The sequence below is a fragment of the Ancylobacter koreensis genome (assembly GCF_023016525.1).
In the GTDB taxonomy this organism is placed as follows: domain Bacteria; phylum Pseudomonadota; class Alphaproteobacteria; order Rhizobiales; family Xanthobacteraceae; genus Ancylobacter; species Ancylobacter koreensis.
Genome location: NZ_JALKCG010000006.1, coordinates 21931 through 42901 on the forward strand (window position 1 = coordinate 21931; position 20971 = coordinate 42901).

Annotated in this window: 18 protein-coding genes and 1 tRNA gene; 5 read left to right on the forward strand and 14 right to left on the reverse strand. The window is 69.1% G+C overall.

Annotated features, from left to right (window positions below; translation table 11 throughout):
* Positions 1 to 7: 7 nt before the first annotated feature.
* The 4 genes from MWN33_RS14115 to MWN33_RS14130 form a co-directional block, all read right to left on the reverse strand.
* On the reverse strand, positions 8 to 1177 hold the full coding sequence (locus MWN33_RS14115; protein ID WP_247201680.1) for an SH3 domain-containing protein: 1170 nt from the start codon (positions 1175 to 1177) through the stop codon (positions 8 to 10).
* A gap of 530 nt (positions 1178 to 1707) precedes the next feature.
* Positions 1708 to 3000 (reverse strand): nicotinate phosphoribosyltransferase, encoded by a 1293-nt coding sequence (pncB, locus tag MWN33_RS14120; protein WP_247201681.1) that lies wholly within the window; start codon positions 2998 to 3000, stop codon positions 1708 to 1710.
* 229 nt (positions 3001 to 3229) lie between these two features.
* Complete coding sequence (locus tag MWN33_RS14125; protein ID WP_247201682.1) at positions 3230 to 4126, reverse strand: dihydrodipicolinate synthase family protein; 897 nt, start codon at positions 4124 to 4126, stop codon at positions 3230 to 3232.
* Positions 4127 to 4193: 67 nt separating this feature from the next.
* Entirely contained in the window at positions 4194 to 4487 is a 294-nt protein-coding gene (locus tag MWN33_RS14130; RefSeq protein ID WP_425532010.1) for a hypothetical protein, read from the reverse strand.
* Between the two features lie 245 nt (positions 4488 to 4732).
* On the opposite strand from MWN33_RS14130, the gene MWN33_RS14135 reads away from it, so the two are divergent.
* Entirely contained in the window at positions 4733 to 5830 is a 1098-nt protein-coding gene (locus tag MWN33_RS14135; RefSeq protein WP_247201683.1) for an alkene reductase, read from the forward strand.
* Positions 5831 to 5899: 69 nt separating this feature from the next.
* On the opposite strand, the gene MWN33_RS14140 is transcribed toward MWN33_RS14135, so the two are convergent.
* The 8 genes from MWN33_RS14140 to MWN33_RS14175 all read right to left on the reverse strand — a co-directional run bounded on the left by MWN33_RS14140 (position 5900) and on the right by MWN33_RS14175 (position 12200).
* The gene (locus MWN33_RS14140) at positions 5900 to 6793 is read right to left on the reverse strand and encodes a transglutaminase family protein (protein WP_247201684.1); all 894 of its coding nucleotides are present in this window, start codon (positions 6791 to 6793) and stop codon (positions 5900 to 5902) included.
* A gap of 76 nt (positions 6794 to 6869) precedes the next feature.
* On the reverse strand, positions 6870 to 7178 hold the full coding sequence (locus MWN33_RS14145; RefSeq protein WP_247201685.1) for a hypothetical protein: 309 nt from the start codon (positions 7176 to 7178) through the stop codon (positions 6870 to 6872).
* 84 nt (positions 7179 to 7262) lie between these two features.
* Complete coding sequence (locus MWN33_RS14150; RefSeq protein WP_247201686.1) at positions 7263 to 7457, reverse strand: hypothetical protein; 195 nt, start codon at positions 7455 to 7457, stop codon at positions 7263 to 7265.
* Between the two features lie 106 nt (positions 7458 to 7563).
* Complete coding sequence (locus MWN33_RS14155) at positions 7564 to 8772, reverse strand: sensor domain-containing diguanylate cyclase (RefSeq protein WP_247201687.1); 1209 nt, start codon at positions 8770 to 8772, stop codon at positions 7564 to 7566.
* 187 nt (positions 8773 to 8959) lie between these two features.
* Positions 8960 to 9035 (reverse strand) — tRNA-Lys (locus MWN33_RS14160).
* A gap of 91 nt (positions 9036 to 9126) precedes the next feature.
* Positions 9127 to 10626, reverse strand: a complete 1500-nt coding sequence (locus tag MWN33_RS14165; protein WP_247201688.1) for a tripartite tricarboxylate transporter permease — start codon at positions 10624 to 10626, stop codon at positions 9127 to 9129.
* A gap of 15 nt (positions 10627 to 10641) precedes the next feature.
* The gene (locus MWN33_RS14170; protein ID WP_247201689.1) at positions 10642 to 11124 is read right to left on the reverse strand and encodes a tripartite tricarboxylate transporter TctB family protein; all 483 of its coding nucleotides are present in this window, start codon (positions 11122 to 11124) and stop codon (positions 10642 to 10644) included.
* Between the two features lie 89 nt (positions 11125 to 11213).
* A complete protein-coding gene (locus MWN33_RS14175) occupies positions 11214 to 12200 on the reverse strand; it encodes a tripartite tricarboxylate transporter substrate binding protein BugD (protein WP_247201690.1) in 987 nt (328 codons plus the stop codon).
* 227 nt (positions 12201 to 12427) lie between these two features.
* Between MWN33_RS14175 and pabB the strand changes: the two genes are divergently transcribed.
* The 4 genes from pabB to MWN33_RS14195 all read left to right on the forward strand — a co-directional run bounded on the left by pabB (position 12428) and on the right by MWN33_RS14195 (position 17412).
* Positions 12428 to 13843 (forward strand): aminodeoxychorismate synthase component I, encoded by a 1416-nt coding sequence (pabB, locus tag MWN33_RS14180; RefSeq protein WP_247201691.1) that lies wholly within the window; start codon positions 12428 to 12430, stop codon positions 13841 to 13843.
* On the forward strand, positions 13840 to 14424 hold the full coding sequence (locus tag MWN33_RS14185) for an anthranilate synthase component II (protein WP_247201692.1): 585 nt from the start codon (positions 13840 to 13842) through the stop codon (positions 14422 to 14424). The genes pabB and MWN33_RS14185 overlap by 4 nt, the downstream gene beginning before the upstream one ends.
* Positions 14421 to 15209: an aminotransferase class IV gene (locus MWN33_RS14190; RefSeq protein WP_247201693.1), complete on the forward strand. Its 789-nt coding sequence runs from the start codon at positions 14421 to 14423 to the stop codon at positions 15207 to 15209. Before MWN33_RS14185 ends, MWN33_RS14190 begins: the two co-directional genes overlap by 4 nt.
* A gap of 178 nt (positions 15210 to 15387) precedes the next feature.
* Positions 15388 to 17412, forward strand: a complete 2025-nt coding sequence (locus tag MWN33_RS14195) for a DUF6600 domain-containing protein (protein ID WP_247201889.1) — start codon at positions 15388 to 15390, stop codon at positions 17410 to 17412.
* A gap of 74 nt (positions 17413 to 17486) precedes the next feature.
* Here MWN33_RS14195 and MWN33_RS14200 read toward each other — a convergent pair whose 3' ends face one another.
* Entirely contained in the window at positions 17487 to 19052 is a 1566-nt protein-coding gene (locus tag MWN33_RS14200) for a 2-isopropylmalate synthase (RefSeq protein ID WP_247201694.1), read from the reverse strand.
* A 324-nt stretch (positions 19053 to 19376) separates the two neighbouring features.
* Positions 19377 to 20960, reverse strand: a complete 1584-nt coding sequence (locus MWN33_RS14205; RefSeq protein ID WP_247201695.1) for a DHA2 family efflux MFS transporter permease subunit — start codon at positions 20958 to 20960, stop codon at positions 19377 to 19379.
* Positions 20961 to 20971 lie beyond the last annotated feature (11 nt).

Sequence of the window (20971 nt, forward strand, 5' to 3'; positions counted from 1 at the left end):
CCCCCGCTCACTGGGTGGCGGCGTCCGGCTCGGCTTCCGTATCGGCACGCGCGGAGGTGCCGGCGTTGACGAAGCTCTTGTAGATGAAGCCGCGCTTGCCCTCGGAGATGACCTCGCACCAGCCGTGGCAGGCCACGAGCTCCACCTTCTGGCCGGCCGAGAGGTTGCCGATGGGGGCGGCGCCCTTGCGCGGCGCGCCGCGCATCGTCACCGAGGAGCGGATGGTGGCGGTGCCGACCGGATCGCCGCCGAAGCCGGCCTGCGATTCCGCATCGTCCGACACCGGCTCGGCGTCGGCGGCGCGGGCGGGGGTGGCTTCCGCGCTGGCCACGACCGCCGGGCGGGCGGGCGGCAGCGGCGCTTCCTTCGGCATCGCCACCGGCTTGGGCGCGGCGGCCTGAGGCGGCGATTCCGGCGGTGCCGCAGCGGGCGCCGTATCGGCGGCAGCGGCGTCCGAGCGCGCAGCGGTGGCCGGCGCGGCGAAGGCCGTCACCGCGACGGGCGTGCTGGCATCGAAGGGCGAGGCGGTATCACGCAACACCGGCGGCAGCGTGTCGGCCAGCGAGCCGGTGACCGGGGCCGCGCTATGGGTCGGCGCGGCCTGCTGGAGCTGGGCGGTCTGCACGGGCGTGGGGCGGGCGGGAGCGGCCGGGGCCGCCGCTGCGACGGGCATCGGCGCGGAGGGCGCCACGCTTGCGACCGCGGCGTTGCCGATCACCTCGTCGGCGACCTTGGCCTCCTCGCGGGCGGCGAGCGACTGCAGCATCACCGCGCCGCCGCCGACGACCGCGATGAACACCGCGAGCGCGCCGAGCCGCTGCCAGGTGATGACGTCCTTGGAGGAGCCGCGCTTGCGGCGCACCTCCGCCTCGCGGGCCGAGGTGCCGAAGCCGCGCCGGCGCGGCTCGCTGCGCGCAGCGTCCTTGGCGGAACCGCCGGCAGAGCCTTTCACGGAACCCTCGGTGCCCGTCTGTCGGGCGGAGGTGGGGGAAACCGGACGGCGGGCCAGCAGGTCGCTCACCTCGCCGAGCGCAGCGATGCGCTCGCGCACCTCGCCATAGGGTCGCGGCGTCCCGGCAGGCGCCGCGCCACCGGGCGTCATGCCGGGCGGCGTCGCGCCGGGTGCCGCGGTGGCATCGTCGGAGGCGCGCGGCGGGTTCGCAGCGGGCTGCGTCATGACGGCCGCAAGCGGCCGCTCGACCGCGCCCGGCTGGCCCGACTTCTCCTGCTCAAGGGAACTGAGGATGGCCCGAAAATCTGTGACCAGCGACGAGGAGAGCCCGGGACCGCGCGGCTCTTGCGATGACGTGGGCATGGCGCTGGGAACTCTACGCTACACGACGGGAAGCAGGGACCGGCAGGAAAACCACCGGGGAGGCGTCGGCATCGGCTCGGCACTCGGATCGGGACGGGCACCGGCGCGCGCCGGGCTCCTTCATCGTCGGGTCGGTGGCGCGGTGCTGACCACTTCGCATGCGTTGCTTCCAGTCCGTTCAGGCTGTCTCCCCGGAAGGAGGCCGCCGCGTTCGTAACCCGTCTCGGATGCGACGAGCCGCACATTACCGGCAAATTGGTACTTGATGCAAGAATGTCACATGCCGGAAATTTCCTTATGAACAAGGAATGCGGCAACTCTGGGCCGGAAGGCTCCTTCGTGCAGTATGTTTATTGGAATACCTTCAAAGGGTTGCCCGTTACGGCCACGCCCTACACCAGCACCGTGCGTGCCGGTTGATCCACCGAATCGAAGATGCGCCGGTAGCGAGCGATCTCCTCCGCCGGACCCATCGCCTTGGTGGGGTTGTCGGAGAGCTTCACGGTGGGGCGCCCGTCGGCCGAAATGACCTTGCAGACGATGGAGATCGGGTCGAACCGGCCGTCCGGCGCGAAGCCTCGGAAGTCGTTGGTCAGCAGCGTACCCCAGCCGAAGCCCATTCGCACCCGGCCCTGGAAATGGCGATAGATGCGTTCGATGTCGTCGACGTCGAGCGCGTCCGAGAAGATGGCGAGCTTCTGCGTCGGGTCCTGCCCCCGCGCGCGCCACCAGGCGATGGCCTCCTCGCCGCCCTCGACGGGCTCCTTGCTGTCGATGCGCATGCCGGTCCAGTTCGCCACCCAGTCCGGCGCGTGGGCGAGGAAGTTCGCGGTGCCGAAGGTGTCCGGCAGGATGACGAGGAGGTTGCCTTCATAGTCCTTCTGCCAGTCGGCCAGCACGTCGTAGGGCGCGCGGGCGAGCGCGGCGTCGCTATCGGCCAGCGCGGCATAGACCATGGGCAGCTCATGCGCGTTTGTGCCGGTGGCCTCCACCTCGCGGCGCAGCGCGATGAGGCAGTTCGACGTGCCGAGGAATCGCTCGCCGAGCCCTTCCATCACCGCCTGCACGCACCAGTCCTGCCAGAGGAAGCCATGCCGGCGCCGCGTGCCGAAATCGGCGACGCTGGCGCCGCCCAGCGCCTTGATGCGCTCCACCTTCTCCCACACCCGCGTCATGGCGCGGGCGTACAGCACCTGCAGTTCGAAACGCCCCATGGACCGCAGCACGGCGCGCGAGCGCAGCTCGTTGATGATGGCAAGCGCGGGAATCTCCCACATGGTGGTCTCGATCCACGGCCCCTCGAAGGTCAGCTCATACTGGCCATCGCGCTTTTCGAGGTGATAGGCGGGGAAGCGGAAACCCTCGAACCAGGCGATGAAGTCGGGCGAGAACATCTGCCGCTTGCCGTAGAACATGTTGCCGCGCAGCCAGGTGCTCTCCCCGCGCGTCAGGCTGAGCGAGCGCACATGGTCGAGCTGCTCGCGCAGTTCGCCCTCGTCTACGAAATCGGCGATCCGCACGCTTTTCGTGCGGTTGATGATGCCGAAGGTCACGCGTGTCTGGAAATGCCGGCGGTAGATCGTCTGCGCCATCAGGAGCTTGTAGAAATCCGTGTCCAGCACGGACCGCACGATGGGGTCGATCTTCCAGGTGTGGTTGTAGACGCGCGTCGCGATGTCGATCATGCGGAAGGCCCCGTTTGCCGGCCTCCCCTTCTAGAGCATGCGCCGCGAAATTGCAGGCCGTGCGAACGCCCTAGCTGCGCCCGAGCCAGGAGAGCAGCATGGCGAGGGCAAAGACCAGCGAGAGGGTGAGCGCGAGGCGCGCGATCACGGCGCGCCCTAACGTGTAGGGCGAACTCGGGCGGCGCATGAGACGTATCCAGACCAGAGCTTTCATGGGATCGGGCTTTCGTCAGGCGAAAGCCGGCGCGGCGGGCGCGATCGCATCGCAGAGGCCGGCCACCGCCACGCGGAGCCGCGCGCGGCCCGCCTCGCAGGGCGGAACCAGCGGCAGGCGCGGACGCGGATCGAGTTCCGGGCAAATGAGCGAGAGCGCGTATTTCACCGCCGCCGGCTCGGGCTCGGCGTCGAGCGCGCGATAGAGCCGACGCAGGCGTGTGGCGGGCGAGCCTTCACCTCCGATGCCGAGGCGGATGCCATCCTCCCAGGCCGCGCGGCACAGGGCGGGCGCGAGATTGGCGGCGAGCGACAGGCAGCCGTATACGCCCGGCCCCGGCAGCATGGCGTCCTCGCGCGGCGCAAGCCGCGCCAGCCGTCCGCCGCAGGCTTCCGCATTGTCGCTCGCCTGCCCCGCGTCGGGCGTCCCGTCGAGGAAGCCGACCACGGCCGCGAGCCCGGCTAGCCGCTCGATGGTCGAGGGCGCGATGATGATGTTCGTGCGCGAAGGCGCGTTCTCGACGATCAGCGGCAGGTCGACGGAGCGCGCCACCGCCTCGACATGGCGGAAGATGCCCTCCTGCGAGGGCTTGTTGTAATAGGGCGCGACAAGGATGGCGGCCGAGGCGCCGGCGGCGCGCGCCGCGCGCGTCAGCTCGACGGTCGCGGCTGTGCAGTTGGTGCCGGTCGCCGCCAGCACGGGTACGCGCCGGGCAGACCCCTCCACGGCGATGCGGCAGAGGCGATAGCGCTCGGCCGGGGACAGAGTGGGGCCCTCGCCGGCGACGGTGCCGGTCGCCAGCCCGTTGACCCCCTCGGCAAGCTGCCAGTCGATGAGCGCGGCGAAGGCGCGTTCATCGATCTCGGCGCCGTCGAAGGGCGTCAGAAGCGTCGTGAGAATTCCGCTGAACATGGGTTTCCTCCTGCGTCGGCGGCAGCTGCCCGCCGGGCGGCGGGACGCGCCCGGCGGGGCGTCCGACTCAGAGTCGGAAGGCGATGGTCCGGCGCGTGAGCCGGACGGTCCCGGGACGGCGACCGGTTTCGTCCCTCGCATAGCGCAGGGCGGCTTCACGGGTGGCGAATATCCCGCCGGCCAGGCCGTGGCGCTCGACCGCGAGCCAGTGTCCCTGCCGGTCCTGGCCGACAAGGAAATGCAGATGGCGGGCGGCGACGGCGATCTTCTCCACCGCCATCCGGACGATGCGCACGGGGCCGCGCGACGAGGCAGGAAGGCGGGTTTGCGGGTTCAACAGGCGCTTTTCGAGAGTGCGCATGGATTCCATCGACAATGAACGGCGCGATGCGTGCGCCGCGCGATGGAAGCTAGACACGGCCGGATTGGATTTCGATGTGAGTTGGGGCGCCCGAACGTAAAGCCCGCATAAACCGCCAGACCGACCGATCCCATGCCGATGTTGCAACGCCGCCACGCCGCAGCGGCATCTCTTGGAACTCGGCAGCGAATGCTTAAGTGATCGCCGAAAGCCACAACGCTCCTCGTTTCAGGACAGGACATTCCATGACCGCCCATCCCTCGCTCTTCGACAGCTACCGCCTTGGCGACATCGAGCTGTCGAACCGCATCGTCATGGCCCCGCTGACGCGCAACCGCGCCGGCGCCGGCCTCGTGCCCGCCCCGCTCGCCGCCGAATATTACGCCCAGCGCGCCTCCGCCGGCCTCATCGTCACCGAGGCGACGCAGGTTTCCGACACCGCGCAGGGCTATCAGGACACGCCCGGCATCTTCACCGACGCGCAGGTCGATGGCTGGAAAGCCGTCACCGGCGCCGTGCACGCCAAGGGCGGGCGCATCTTCGTGCAGCTCTGGCATGTCGGGCGCGTCTCGCACCGCTCGCTGCAGCCGGGCGGCGCCGCGCCGCTGGCCCCCTCCGCCGTGCGCGCCAACACCAAGACCTTCGTCAATAACGGCTTCGCCGAGGTGGACGAGCCGCGTGCGCTGACGCTGGAAGAGATCCCCGGCATCGTCGACGACTTCCGCAAGGCCGCCGCCAACGCGATCCGCGCCGGCTTCGACGGCGTCGAGATCCACGGCGCCAATGGCTATCTGATCGACCAGTTCCTGCGCGACGGCGCCAACAGGCGCACCGATGCTTATGGCGGCTCCATCGAGAACCGCACCCGCTTCCTGAAGGAAGTGCTGGCCGCCGTCACCGGCGAGATCGGCGCCGCGCGCACCGGCATCCGCCTCTCGCCCGTCACCCCGGCCAACGACCTTTCCGACAGCGATCCGCAGGCGCTGTTCGCCCATGTGCTCGACGTGGTGGAGAGCTTCCACCCGGTCTATGTCCACATGATCGAAGGGGCCACCGGTGGCCCGCGCGACATCGTGCCGGACTTCGACTTCGAGGCGCTGCACAAGCGCTACAGCGGCACCTGGATGGTGAACAACGGCTATGACAAGGCGATGGCCGAGACCGTGGTCGCCAGCGGCAAGGCGGATCTCGTCGCCTTCGGCAAGGCGTTCATCTCCTCGCCGGACGCGGTGGACCGACTGCGCCGTGGCGCACCCTTCAACGAGCTCGACCGCGACACGCTCTATGGCGGCGGCGCCAAGGGCTATACCGACTACCCGACACTGGAGAGCGTGGGCGCCTGACGCCCTTTCCGCCTCAAAAGGAAAGGCCCGCCTCGCGGCGGGCCTTTTTTCTTGGTCGGGCGCAGAGGATCAGGCCGCCATCGGAGCGGGCGCGACCGAGCGCACCGAGACATCCACCGTCATGCCGAGATAGTCGCCCGTGCCACCGGTGAAGCCGCCCGCCACCGGCACGGCCTGGGTCGGGTCGCGCGTCACGGCGACGCGGATGAGATTGTCGGCGGCGATGGTGCCGTTCGTCGGGTCGAACTCCACCCAGCCGGCGCCCGGAAGGTAGATGTCCGCCCAGGCATGGGTCGCGCCGGCACCGACCACGACGGACGCGTCGCCATCCAGCGCCGGATCGTAGAGATAGCCGGTGACGAACCTGGCGCCGAAGCCGAGCGCGCGCGCCGCCTCGATCAGCAGCAGCGCGAAATCGCGGCACGAGCCCGTGCCGAGCTTCAGCGTTTCCTGCGGCGTCTGCGTGCCCTCCTCGTGGCGTAGCCTGTAGGCGAAGCCCTGGTTGATCCCGTTGTTGAGGTCGGTGAGCAGCGCCATCGTGTCGGTCGGCCGCGCGGCGACGAAGCCCTTCGCCCAGTTCTCCAGCTCGTTGCCGGGGTCGGGATAGTGGCAGTCGAGCATGCGGCCGAGGTCGATGCGGTCGTCGGGCGAGTACACGAAGGGATACGATTTGGCGCTCTCGTCGAGCTCGAACACCAGCCCGCCCGCGCCGTAACGCTCGATGGCCAGCACGCTCTCAATCGTCAGCTCGTTCGACGGCTCGATGAAATCGACGAAGGCGACGGAATTGCCGAACACATCGTGCACCCAGCGCACATTGGCGTGCGGCGACAGCACGAGGCTCGCATTCACCATCCGCAGATCGTGGCTGTCGCGCGGGCGCAGCATCAGCCGGTGCGGCTGGAAGACGACGGGATTGGCGTAGTTGTAGCGCGTGACATGGCGGACGGTGAGGGTCTGCATGGACAGGTTCCATAAATAGCGACACCGGACGGCGCCAATGCGCCGCCCGGTCGATAACTGTCAGGGCGGTGTGAGGTCAACGAGCGAACAGCCGACCGATCACGAAGCCGAGGAGGCCGGCGGTGACCACCGTGCCGAAGGAATAGGATCGCAGCGGATGGCCATCCGCCATCGCCCAGAGCTCACGGGCCGCGCGGCGGGCGCTACGCTCCTCATCACCCTCCTCGCGGCCGGGACGGCCGGCGATGCGGGGACGCGTGGTGGCCGACATGGGCGCCGAGGCGGAACTCTCCCCTGCCGGCGTCTCGCCATGCGTCATCGCCCCCGTGGCCGGCGCCTCCGCCTCATCCTTGTGGATTCCGTTGCTGATCTTGGGTTCGACCATCGCTCTCGCGCCTCACCTTGCTGTCTGCGGCGCATCGTGCGCCTGTCGGCGAGTAAACGCGGGCGGAGGCGTTTGGTTCGGTGGCTAGAGCCGGCCGGTGAGAAAGGCGAGCATCTCGGTCGGCCCGCGCGCATTGAACAGCTTCACGCGGCGCCCGCCGCACATGTCGCAACGCAGGCGCGGCGCCGGCTCGTCCGGCCCGCGCGCCTCCAGCGCGCCGGCATCGGCCCGCCCGAGCGCGGAACGGCGCCCGCAACGCTGGCAATGGGCGCAGAGCATGGAAAGGCGGTCGGAAATCTGGGCTCTCCCGGCGTGCGGACGACGGCGGCAGGCCGCGACCGCTGCGGATATGGGGACGACCCCGCCTCGGCGAAAGGCCGCCCCGTCACGGTGCCGGCGGGGGAAAGACCACGATGCGGTTCCGCCCGTCCGATTTCGCCTCGTAGAGCGCCTGGTCGCAACGGCGCAGCAGAGCGGCGAAATCCTCGCCCGCCGGCCCGGTCCAGGTGACGCCGATGCTCGCCGTGACCTCGATGACGGTGCCGTCGCCGAGCGCCACCGGCACGCTCAGCGCCTCCAGCATGCGCGCGGCGATGGCGCGGGCGTCCTCGCCGCTGGTGCGCGGCAGCAACACCGCGAATTCCTCGCCGCCGATGCGCGCCATGATGTCCGAACGGCGCAGCTGCGCCAGCCCGCGCTCGGCCACCGCGCGCAGCACCTCGTCGCCCGCCGCGTGGCCGTGGCCGTCATTGATCTGCTTGAAGCGGTCGAGGTCGAGCATCAGCAGCGAGCAGGTGGAGCCCTCGGACTGCCCGAGCGCGAGGGCACGATGGCCGTCCTCGACCAGCCGCCGCCGGTTCCACAGGCCGGTGAGCGGGTCCGAGACGGCGAGATCGCGCAGGTGGCGCTCGGTCTCGCGCTCGGTGGTCACGTCCCACAGCGCGAGCACGTAATGATCGCGCACCCAGCGATAGCGGAACTGCACGTTCCGCGTGGAGCCGTCGTTGCAGCGCACCTTCCATTCGCTGTACTGGACCTGCGCGGGGTTCTGGCGCGACAGCTCGGTCTTCGCCTTCCACTCGGCATAGGCGGCCGCGCGCTCCTGCGGATCGGGGAAGCCGAATTCCCACCAGTCGTCATGATGGACGATGGGCTTCTGGTCGTAGAGGAAGAGCTCGTCGGAGGCCTTGTTGTAGAAGGTGCCGATGAGGTCCCTGTTATAGATCTCGATGCCGACCGGCAGGTCGTCGAGGATCTCCAGCAGCGTGTTCTGGAAGTCGCGGCCGACCGCCGGCATCAGGTTGATCAGACGGTGCGTGTCGGTCAGCGGCCGGACGCTGCAATGGACCGTCCTGCCATTGCCGGGCAGCAGCATCGGGAAGGCCCGCGCGCGCCCATCGAGCTCCGGCTGGACCAGTTCCGGCCACGGCACCGCGCCGGCGACGTGCACGATCTCGGCGAAGGGCGCCGGCAATGCGCGGTCGAGGGCGCCATCGAAGAAGGCGCGCGCCGGGCGGTTCGCCGCCACAATCAGCGACGCGCCGATATCGACGATCAGCAGCGGCGTATCCACGCCGTCGATCCACTCGAACATGGGTCGGAAATCACGTCTCCGATGGCCCCGCCCACCGACGCGCAGCAGGTTGCGCGCCAAGCGCGGGTCGCGACTCATATTATCGGATCAATTCGCATGCGCACATATCGGTTGCGCGGCGAGCGACCGTATGTCGAAAGCGGCGCTGCCGCCGTCACCGTTCGGGAAACCACCATCAGGGATGGAATGGTGGGCGCACTAGGGCTCGAACCTAGGACCCGCTGATTAAGAGTCAGCTGCTCTACCAACTGAGCTATGCGCCCGAACCGGGTGTCGCGAGGCCGTGGCGCCGCGAACGGGGGGTCGTGTAGCAGAGGGATTCGGGCGTGTCCATACCGTGACAGCCCGTCATCCTCATTCTTTGAAAGCTTCCTCGCGGCGACGCCGCACGGAGGGCAGCAGGACCACGGCGAGCGCCAGCACGGCCAGCGCGAGCATGGTCGCGGAGATCGGGCGGGTGAAGAACACGGTCGGGTCGCCGCGCGAGATCAGCATGGCCCGGCGCAGATACTCCTCCAGCATCGGGCCGATGATGAAGCCGAGCAGCAGCGGCGCGGGCTCGCAGTCGAGCTTCACCAGCACGTAGCCGACCACCCCGAACAGGGCCATGGTGAAGACGTCCAGCGCGTTGTTGTTCACGCTGTAGACGCCGATGCAGCAGAAGCCGACGATGAGCGGGAAAAGGATGTGGTAGGGCACGGTGAGCAGGCGCACCCACATGCCGATCAGCGGCAGGTTGAGCACCACCAGCATCAGGTTCCCGATCCACATCGAGGCGATGATTCCCCAGAACAGGCTCGGCTGCTCGTTGACCACGTTCGGTCCCGGCACGATGCCCTGGATGATCAGCGCGCCGATCATCAGCGCCATGACAGGGTTGGAGGGGATGCCCAGCGTGAGCATGGGGATGAAGGAGGTCTGCGCGCCGGCATTGTTGGCGCTCTCCGGCGCGGCGACCGCCTCGATGGCGCCCTTGCCGAACTCCTCCGGATGCCGGGAAATCTTCTTCTCGATCGAATAGGCGGCAAAAGAGGACAGGATCGCCCCGCCGCCCGGCAGGATGCCGAGGAAGGAGCCGATGAAGGTGCCGCGCAGGATCGGGCCGACGATCCGCCTGATGTCCTCCTTAGACAACAGCAACCCCTTCACCTTCTGCACCATCACCTTTCGGCTGTGCTCGTCCTCCAGGTTGCGCACGATCTCGCCGATGCCGAACACGCCCATGGCGAGCGCGACGAACTCGATACCGTCCGCCAGTTCCAGCATGTCGAAAGTGAAGCGCGGCGTGCCGGTGTAGACGTCCTGCCCGGAGAGGCCGAGCAGGATTCCCAGCACCACCATGGCCAGTGCCTTGATGACCGAGCCGGCGGCCAGCGCCACCGAGGCGACGAGGCCGAGCACCATCAGCGCGAAATATTCGGGCGGGCCGAATTTCAGCGCGAGGTCGGCCAGCGGCGGCGCGAAGACCGCGAGCAGGAAGGTCGCGACCGATCCGGCGAAGAAGGAGCCGATGGCGGCGGTGGCGAGCGCGGCGCCGGCGCGACCCTTGCGCGCCATCTGGTAGCCGTCGATGGCCGTGACCACCGAGGAGCTCTCGCCCGGCAGGTTGATGAGGATGGCCGTGGTCGAGCCGCCATATTGCGCGCCGTAATAGATGCCCGCCAGCATGATGAGCGCGGAGACCGGCGGCAGGCCGAAGGTGATCGGCAGCAGCATGGCGATGGTCGGCACCGGGCCGAGACCCGGCAGCACCCCGATCAGCGTGCCGAGCAGCACGCCGATGAAGCAGTAGAAGATGTTCTGGAAGGTGACGGCGACGGAGAAGCCGAGCGCCAGATTGTCGAAGATTTCCATCGTCGCCGCTCCCGATCAGTAGCCGCCGAGCAAGGGCCCGAGCAAAGGGAGCGGCAGGCCGAGGCCCTTGATGAACACCGCCCAGGAGAACGCCACCATGATCGCCGCCGAGGCGAGGCCGGTGACGATGTTGAAGCGCCGGCTGGCCAGCGCGGAGAGGAAGACGGCAAGGCCCATGGAGGGCCCGAGGCCGAGCGGGCGGATGCCGAGACCGAACACCACCACCGCCAGCGTCACCAGCCCCAGCGCCTGCCACGGCCATCTCCGGAAGCCGATGCCGGCATCCTCCTCGGCCGCCGGGACGGTCAGCCCGCCGATCAGCACGAGCAGCCCGAGGAACCCGAGCAGCCCGGCCAAAATCATCGGGAAATAGCCCGGCCCCATGCGGATGGCCCTGCCCATCGGCAGGTCGAGCGCCTGCCAGGCGAAGAAGGCGGCCAGCAGGATCAGCAGGAGGCCGCTGGCGACATCCTTGGGACTTTTGACGAAGCGCGTCATGGAGCCGTTTTCCCGGGGACGGGGTGCATAAGGCCGTCCGCCGCGCCAACCTTGCGGGGGCGCGGCGGCCAGGGACGGGAGAGGGCGCGTCAGTCGGCGAAGACGCCGGCCTGCTCAATCACCGGCTTCCACTTGGCGACTTCGGCCGCGAGGAACTCCTTGTGGACCTGCGGCGTCGCGCGCTCCTGCGAGACCGGCTCGGTGCCGAGATCGGCGAAGCGGGCGATGACCTTGGGATCCTGCAGCGCCGCCTTCAGCGCGGCATTGAGCTTGTCGATCTCCGCCTTCGGCGTGCCCTTGGGCGCGTACATGCCGTGCCACACCGCAACCTCGAAGCCGGGCAGACCGACCTCCTGGAAGGTGGGCAGATCGGGAAGCGACTTCACGCGGTCCTTGGTGGTGACGGCGAAGGCCTTCACCTTGCCCGCCTTGATCTGGCCGGTGGTGTTGGTGGTCTGGTCGCACATCAGGTCGATCTGGCCGCCGACGAGGTCATTCATCGCCGGGCCGGTGCCCTGATAGGGAACCGTCGTCACTTGGGTGCCCAGCGCCGACATGAACAGCATGCCGCACAGATGCGAGGCGGAGCCGACGCCGGCATTGCCGTAGATCACCGCATCCTTCTTGTCCTTCACATAGGCGATCAGCTCGGCGGCGGTCTTGGGCTCCAGCGTCGACTTGCCGATCATGGTCATCGGCACGTCGGTCACGAGGCCGACGGTCTCGAAGTCGGTGAGCACGTTGTAGGGCAGCTTGCGGTAGAGCGTCGCCGAGGTCGCCTGGCCGATATGGTGCAGGAGAACCGTGTAGCCGTCGGGCGTCGCCTTGGCGACCTGTCCGGCGCCGCGGGTGCCGCCGGCGCCGCCGACATTTTCCACAATCACCTGCTGGCCGAGCGTGCGCGACATGGATTCGGCGACGAGGCGGGCGACCGTGTCGGTCGGGCCGCCGGCCGCGAAGGGCACCACCATGGTGATCGGCCGGTTGGGATAGTCCTGCGCCCTGGCGCCGGCGAACGGCACGACCGCCAGCGCGAGAGCGGCCAGCGCGACCGCCGCGCCCTTGAAACTCTTCATATGTTCCTCCCGAGACTTTCTGTTGCGTTGTATGCGGAGTGTGCCGCCGCAGCGGACGCGTGTTGTTATTTTGCCTAGGCCATCATCGGCTTACCCAACCGTCAAGCCTCTCTTTCGACGGAAAGGCCTGCCCCGCAACGCACAAGAGCCGCGCCGGTTCGAGGCTACCGCGCGCCGGGCGCGTGGGGACCCTAGGAAGCCGCGCCGCTACGTTCCATATTCGGGGGATGATTCAGGAGCCGCCTCCCCTCGTCGTCGAAATCGCCTGGCAGGATCCCTGGCAGGCGGCCCGCCGCCTGTCGCGGCGCGACGGCGCGCGCGTGCCCGGCCTGACCTTCCTCGACAGCGCGATGCGCCATCCGCTCCTCGGGCGCTGGTCCTATGCGATGGCCGAGCCGTTCGGCCGCTTCCGCGTCGAGGCGGGCGTGGCCCGCTGGAACGGCGAGCGCGAGAGCGCGCCGCCGCTGCAAGCGCTGCGCGCCCGGCTCGCGGCCCATACCCAGCCCCGGCTGCCGGGCGGCGCCGGCTTTCAGGCCGGGGCGGCGGGCTATTTCGCCTATGAGGCCGGCCGCCTGTTCGACCGTTTTCCGACCCTCGCGCCGGAGCCCGGCGAAGGCCCCGAGATCGATCTGGGCTTCTACGACCTCGTCGTTGCCTTCGACGTGGTGGCGGAGCGCGCCTTCCTTGTCTCCACCGGCTGGCCGGAGGCCGATCCCGCCCGCCGCGCCCGCCGCGCGCAGGAGCGTCTGGCCGACGCGACGGCCAGGCTGGCGACGCCAGCGGCCGCGTCCGGCGCCCCGGTCGTCGCGCAGGGCTGGCGTTCGAATTTCGACGCCGCGGGCTACAAGGCCGCCGTGAGCCGGGCGATCGACTACATCCGCGCCGGCGACATCTTCCAGGCCAATTTCACCCAGCGTTTCGAGGCGGAAGTCGGCGATGTCGACCCGCTCGCCCTCTACGAGCAACTTCGCCACGCCAACCCCGCGACCTTCGCCGCGCTTATCGTCAATGGGGACCGCATCGTCGCGTCCTCCTCGCCCGAGCGTTTCGTGAAGATCGCCGGCCGCGAGGCGGAGACGCGACCGATCAAGGGCACGGTGCCGCGCTCGGTGGAACCGACGCTCGACGCCTTTCGCGGCCGCGAGCTGACCGCCAGCGAAAAGGACCGCGCCGAGAACGTGATGATCGTCGACTTGCTGCGCAACGATCTCTCGCGCGTGTGCCGGCCCGGCACGGTGAAGGTGCCGCGCCTGTGCGGGCTGGAGACCTATGCCAATGTCCATCACCTCGTCTCGGTGGTGACGGGCGAACTGGCCGAAGGTCGCGACGGGCTGGACCTGATCGCCGCCTCCTTCCCCGGCGGCTCGATCACCGGCGCGCCGAAGATTCGCGCCATGGAGATCATCCACGAGCTGGAAGGCCGGCCGCGCGGCGTCTATTGCGGCTCCATCGGCTATATCGGCTTCGACGGCACCATCGACCTCAACATCGCCATCCGCACCGTGACGGTCGAGAACGGAGTGGCGAGCTTCGGCGTCGGCGGGGGCATCACCACCCTGTCCGATCCCGCCGCCGAGCACGCCGAAAGTCTCACCAAGGCCGAGCGGCTGTTCCGCGCCTTCACGCCGGAGGCATCGGCATGATCCTGCTGATCGACAATTACGACAGCTTCGTCTTCAACGTGGCGCGCTACCTCGCGGAACTCGGCGAAGAGGTGGAGGTCGTGCGCAACGACGCCCTCGATATCGCGGCAATCGAGGCGCGCGCTCCGCAGGCGCTCATCATATCGCCGGGCCCCTGCTCACCCAACGAGGCCGGCGTCTCGCTCGACGCGGTGCGCGCGCTGTCGGGCCGTCTGCCCATTCTCGGCATCTGCCTCGGGCACCAGTGCATCGGGCAGGCCTTCGGCGGGCACGTGGTGCGGGCAAAGGAGCCGATGCACGGGCGCGCCTCGCAGGTGCGCCATGGGGGAAGCGATGTGTTCGCCGGCCTGCCCTCCCCCTTCCCGGCCGGGCGCTACCATTCGCTCGCGGTGGAACTGGACGACGGATCGCCGCTCAAGGCCACCGCCTGGAGCGAGGACGGCGAGATCATGGGCCTCGCCCACCGCGCGCACCCGACTTTCGGCGTGCAGTTCCACCCCGAATCCGTGCTCACCCAGCACGGCTACGACATCCTCGCCAATTTCCTCGCGCTGGCGCGCAGCCGGGAGAGCGCGGCGTGAGCATCACCGTCTCCATCGAGGATCGCGGCTTCACCCTCGGCGACGGCGTGTTCGACACGGCGCTGGCGCTGGACGGACGCGTCTTCGCCCGCACCCGCCATGTCGACCGGCTGATCGCGGCCAGCACGGCGATCGGCATCGCTGTCGAGCGCGCGCTCGTCGAGAAGGCCATCGACGCTGCTCTGACCGACAAGCCGTCCATCCTCCGCACCACGCTGACGCGGGGCAGTGCGGCGCGCGGCCTTTGGCCGGCGAGCACCGGCGCGCCGACCATTGCGGTGACGACCGCGCCGTGGAGCCCCTCCCTCCTCGGCCAGCCGGCCCGGCTGATCACCGCCAGCGGGCGGCGCAACGAGTTCTCGCCCACCGCCAATCTGAAGACGCTCGGCTATCTCGACCACATACTCGCCGCGCGGGAAGCCGCCACGGCCGGCGTCGACGACGCGCTGATCCTCAACACGCGCGGCCGCGTCGCCTGCACCACCATCGCTAATCTCTTCGTGCTGATCGCCGGGCGGCTGATCACCCCCTCGCTGTCGGAGGGTTGCCTGCCGGGCATCATGCGCGCGCTGGTGATCGAGGCGGCGCCCGCCCTCGGCCTCGCGGTGGAAGAGCGCCCGCTGGCCCCCGCCGCGCTGATTGGCGCCGACGCGGTTTTCCTCACCAATTCCGTGCGCTTCCTGCGTCCGGTACGTTCGGTTGATGGATTTCTGCTTGGCACCGATACCGAGACCATTCAGAGCCTTCAAGACATCGTCCAGAGCGTTGCCGACAACGGCAGTTGAACCAACGGATAAACTCGATTTTCCTGAAGAACATCCCAACGTGAAGGGACCATATTTTCGTCGCTTTCTGTCACACGTGCATTTTTCGTGGGAGATTAGCGCGTCTCGTCTACCGACTATTTGAAACCTTCCGGCGGGGACGGCGTTAGAAAGCACCGCAGAGCCGCCGGAGGTGCCCATGCTTCGCTTCAATCGCCCCTTGCTCGTGGCCGGACTTGGCGCGAGCCTTCTCGCCAGCGTCGCGACGCTCCCCGCTTTGGCGCAGGACGCCCCGATCCGTCTGGCGCAGGCCGGCCCGCAGGACGCCGCCGCGACCATGGACGTCAACCTGTTCTACGACCAGCTCGGCCGCTTCGGCACCTGGGTGGCGCATCCCGATTATGACTACGTCTTCATCCCCGCCAATGTCGGCCCCGGCTGGCGCCCCTATCAGGAAGGGCGCTGGGTGTGGACCGAGCAATATGGCTGGTACTGGGAATCCTACGAGCCGTTCGGCTGGGCCACCTATCATTACGGCCGCTGGGGCTACGATCCCGCCTATGGCTGGTTCTGGGTACCCGGCGATACCTGGGCCCCGGCCTGGGTGACGTGGCGGCGCGGCGGCGGCCGCACGGGCTGGGCCCCGGTGGCGCCGGACCGGCCCGGCTTCGCCGTCGGCCAGCCGCAATATTACGCCCCGCCGGTGGCGGAGAGCTGGGTCTTCGTCGAGGATCGCTACATGGCGGAGGAAGACATCGCGATCCATGTCGCGCCGATCCCGCAGATCAACGTCTATCTCGCGGCCGCGCCGGACATCTACGAGCCGCGCTGGGATAACGGCTATTACGTCAATCGCGGCTTCGGCTACAGCGTCTACGACGCGCCGGTTCGCGAGCGGCTGGTGACGCGCGAAGTCTATTACGTCGACCGGCGCGACGACGTCTTCTTCGACGGGCGCGGCGGCCGGCTCGGCATCTACGCGCCGCGTCTCGACTTCGGCGGCCGGCTCGGCCCGCCGCCGCGCTATGTCCGCGACATCGAGCCCGACCGCCGCCCGCTGATCCGCCAATATGTGCGTGAAGAACGCGATGTGCCGGGGCTGCTCGCGCCGTCAGTCGCACTCCTGAACGTGCTTGACCCCAATGGCCGCCGCGATCTGCGCGAGCACCGCTTCGAGGATCCCGACCGCTACCGCCGGCAGGTGCGCGAACTGGAGCGCGACCGGGCCGACCGGCTGCGAGAGGAGCGCCGGCAGGCCGACGCGCGGTCAGACGTTTTCCAGCGCCAGCAGCGCGAGGCGATTGAAAAGCGCCGCGCGGCTTATGAGAAGCTGCGCGCCGGGCAGGCCGCCAAGGCCCAGCAGGTGGTCGACCGTGTAGAGAACCAGCCCGGCCCGCGCCCCGGTGGTCCCGGCTCGCCCGGCACCAATCCGGCCCGCCCCGGTAGTCCCGCCGTCGTGCCGGGCGGCCCCCGTGCGCCCGGCACGACTCCCGGCGGACCCGGTGGCCCCGGCGCACAGGGCGTGAATCCGGGTGTTCCCGGTGCTCCCGGCGGCCCGAACAACGGTCCGGGCGACCGCGCCCGACCTGGCACGCCGCCCGGCGCGGTGCAGGACGGGGCGGGCGGCCCCGGCCCGGTTCCCGGACCTCGCCCGGCCGAGGCGCCCCCCGGCGCCGCCCCCCAGCCGCAGCAGGGCGAGGCGCAGCGCCGGCAGCAGGAGCGTCGCCAGCAGCAGGAAGCCGAAACCAAGCGTAAGCAGGAAGCGCAGCAGGAGCAGCAGCGCGCCCGCCAGCAACAGCAGCAGGACCGCGAGCGCCAGCGCGAGGCCGAACGTCAGCAGAACCAGCAGAAGCGCGATGCCCAGCAGGAGCAGCAGCGCGTCCGGCAGCAGGAGCGCCAGCAGAAGCAGCAGCAGACGGAACAGCAGCGCCGCGAGCGGCAAGAAGCGCAGAAGGAACAGCAGCGCGCGCGGCAGCAGCAGGTGCAGCAGCGCCAGCAGGGCGCGCAGCAGCCGCCGGGCGTGGGTGGGCCCCAGCGGCCGCCTCAGGCCGCGCCCGCGCTGGCCCGGCCCATGCCGGGCCAGCCGCAGCGCCCGCCTCAAGGACAGCCGCGCCCGCAAGGGGGCGCCCCCGGCGGCGGACCGGGCGGACCGGGAGGCGGAGCGGGCGGCCCCGGGGGCGGCAAGCCGCCGGGTCAGCCTCCCATGGTCCCCGGCGCGCAATAGGCACCGTCCGAATGAAAAGAGCCCCGGCACTGCCGGGGCTCTCGTCCTTCAATCGCGCGTCGGACGCGCGAGGATCACTCGGCGGCGGGCTGGGCCTGCGCGTTCAGGCTGTTGCGCTTGGTCGCCAGCTTGTTGAGGGCGATGATGTAGGCCTGCGCCGAGGCGACCAGCGTGTCGGGGTCGGAACCGCGCCCGGTCACCGCCTTGTCGCCGTCCTCCAGCCGCACAGACACTTCCGCCTGCGCGTCCGTGCCCTCGGTGACGGCGTGGACCTGATAGAGCGCCAGCTTCGCCTCATGCGGGACGATGGCCTTGATGCAGTTGAACACCGCGTCCACCGGGCCGTTGCCCTCGCATTCCTCGGTCACGAGGACGCCGTCCACCTTCATCTTCATGGTGGCGCGCTGCGGGCCGTGGCTGCCGGCGATGACGCTCAGCGAGATCAGCTTCATGCGGTCATGCGCGGCGGCGATCTCGTGATCGACCAGCGCCTCGATGTCCTCGTCATAGACCACCTTCTTGCGGTCGGCGAGTTCCTTGAAGCGGCTGAAGGCGTCGTTCAGCGCGTTCTCGCCCAGCTCGTAGCCCAGCGCCTTCAGCTTGTCGCGGAACGCGGCGCGGCCGGAATGCTTGCCCATCACCAGCGAGGTCTTCGACACGCCGACGCTGTCGGGGGTCATGATCTCGTAGGTGGTGTTGTTCTTGAGCATGCCGTCCTGATGGATGCCGCTCTCATGGGCGAAGGCGTTCCGGCCGACGATGGCCTTGTTGTACTGCACCGGGAAGGACGTCACCGCCGAGACCAGCTTGGAGGCGCGGGTCAGCATGGTCGCCTCGATGCCGGTGGCGAAGGGCAGCACGTCGCCGCGCGTCTTGATCGCCATCACCACCTCTTCCAGCGCCGCGTTGCCCGCGCGCTCGCCGAGGCCGTTGATGGTGCATTCGATCTGCCGCGCGCCGCCGGCTAGCGCCGCCAGCGAATTGGCGACGGCGAGGCCGAGATCGTCGTGGCAATGGGCGGAGAAGATAATCTGCTCGCCGTTCGGCACCCGCTCCATGATGTAGGCACGCACCTGGCGGAACATCGCCTCGTATTCGGTGGGCGTGGCGTAGCCGACCGTGTCGGGCAGGTTGATGGTGGTGGCGCCGGCCTTCACCGCCGTCTCGACGCAGCGCTGGAGGTAGTCGATCGGCGTGCGGGTGGCGTCCATCGCAGACCATTCCACATTGTCGACGAGGTTGCGCGCCTGCGTCACCGTGGCGGTGATGATGTCGATCACCTGATCCTGCGTCTTGCGCATCTGGTGTTCGAGATGGATCGGCGAGGTCGACACGAAGGTGTGGATGCGCGGGCGGTGCGCGTGCTTCACCGCCTCGCCGGCGCGGGCGATGTCGGCGGGAATGGCGCGGGCGAGGCCGGCGACGGTCGCACGCTTGGTGCGGCGGGCGATCTCGGCGACGCTCTCGAAATCACCGTTCGAGGCGATGGGGAAGCCGGCCTCGATGACATCGACGCCCATGGTGTCGAGCAGCTCGGCAACCTCCAGCTTCTCCTCCAGCGTCATGGAGGCGCCGGGGCACTGTTCGCCGTCGCGCAGCGTGGTGTCGAAAATGACGACGCGGTCGTGGTCGATGGACATGGTGAGGCTTCCTTCTCGGCGTCCTGCGGCCGGGAGCTCGTGGGCTGCGTCCGGCGCGAATGGTCTGGTCGGCAGATGGTGGAGGCGTCGTCCCCTGAGCGCCCAGGCATAAGCCCGGCCGGCCCTCAGGGGCGGCTAAGAAGGAGGCCGGACGCGAGCAGAACCTGCCCCGTGAGCCGCAGGGCGGCCGGGGTCGCGGCAAAGCGGCGGGCGGACGATATCGTCACGGCGGCTCTCGCGAGGTTGCTCTCTGTGCGGGTGTTTACCCGAGTGCGGGTCGGACGGCAAGGGAGAACGCCCGAGCGCCCTCCCCCTTGCCTGCCCTCAGTGCCCGCCGCCCCCGCCCGCGCCGCGCGCGGGTCGGCTCATGAGCGGCGAGGCGACGAGCAGCAGCGCGAACAGCACGGTGAGCCCGAGGAAGACATCGGCGAACGCCATCACCTCGGCCTGAATGCGCACCTGCCCGGCCATCTTCTTCAGCGCCGCGACCTGCGCGTCCGAGCCCAGCGCACCGAGCGCCTTCGTCATCGAATCCAGCCGCTCGACGGCGACGCCGTTCGCCCATTGCACGTTCTCGTGCAGGCGGGCGAGATGCAGGTCCCAGCGGTCGTTGAGCACGGTATTGATCAGCGCCAGCCCGACCGCGCCGCCGAGATTGCGCATGAGGTTGAACAGGCCCGAGGCGTTCTTGAGCTGCGCCGGCGGCAGGGTGCCGAGCGAGATGTTGTTGACCGGGATCATCGCCATCATGATGCCGACGCCGCGCAGGATCTGGGGAACGAGCAGCTCCCAGAAGTCCCAGTCCTTGGTCAGCCCCGTGACCTGCCAGGTGCCGACCGCGAAGGCGCCGAAGCCGAAGGCGATCATGGCGCGCGGATCGACCTTGCCCATCAGCCGGCCGGCAATGGGCGCGCACAGGAACATCGCGAGGCCCGAGACGAACATGGTCTCGCCGATCATCAGCGCCGAGTAGCCGCGCACCCGCGCCAGATAGAGCGGGTAGAGATAGGTCAGCCCGTAGAGGCCGATGCCGACGACGAAGGAGAAGGCCGACCCGACCGAGAAATTGCGGTTGGCGAACGCGCGCAGGTCGACCACCGGTTCGCGCGCCATGAACACCCGGGCGAAGAAGGCCACCGCCGAAACGACGCCGACGATCGCGAAGAGGAATATCCACTGGTCCTCGAACCAGTCATTGGTCGGCCCCTCCTCCAGCACGAATTCGAGGCTGCCGAGGAAGCCGGCCATGAAAAGTAGCCCCCACCAGTCGAAACGGTCGAGCAGCGCGAAGTCCGGCTCGTCGAAATCGACCAGCGTCACCGTGGTGATGATCACGAAGATGCCGGGAATGATGTTGACGAGAAACAGCCAGTGCCAGGAGAACAGGTCGGTGAGATAGCCGCCGATGGTCGGGCCGATGGTTGGCGCCAGCGTCGCCACGAGCCCGATCAGCGGGGTGACGACCGACTGCTTCTCGCGCGGGAACACCGAATAGGCGGCGGCGAACACGGTCGGGATCATGCCGCCGCCGAGGAAGCCCTGCAGCGCGCGGTAGATGATCATCTCGTGGATCGAGGTCGCCGTCGCGCACATGAAGCTCATGACGGTGAAGCCGACCGCCGACGCGGCGAACAGCCAGCGGGTCGACAACGCCCGCGACAGGAAGCCGGAGAGCGGGATCATCACCACCTCGGCGATGAGGTAGCTCGTCTGCACCCAGGAAATCTCGTCCGAGGAGGCGGCGAGGCCCGCCTGGATCTCGGAGAGCGAGGCCGAGACGATCTGGATGTCCAGGATCGCCATGAACATGCCGAACACCATGCACAGGAAGGCGAACATGCGCCGTCCTTCGCTGGAGGCCGCGCGCGGCGCCGCTCCCGGTGCTGATCCCGCTGTGATGTCGGACATGGCGGCCTCCG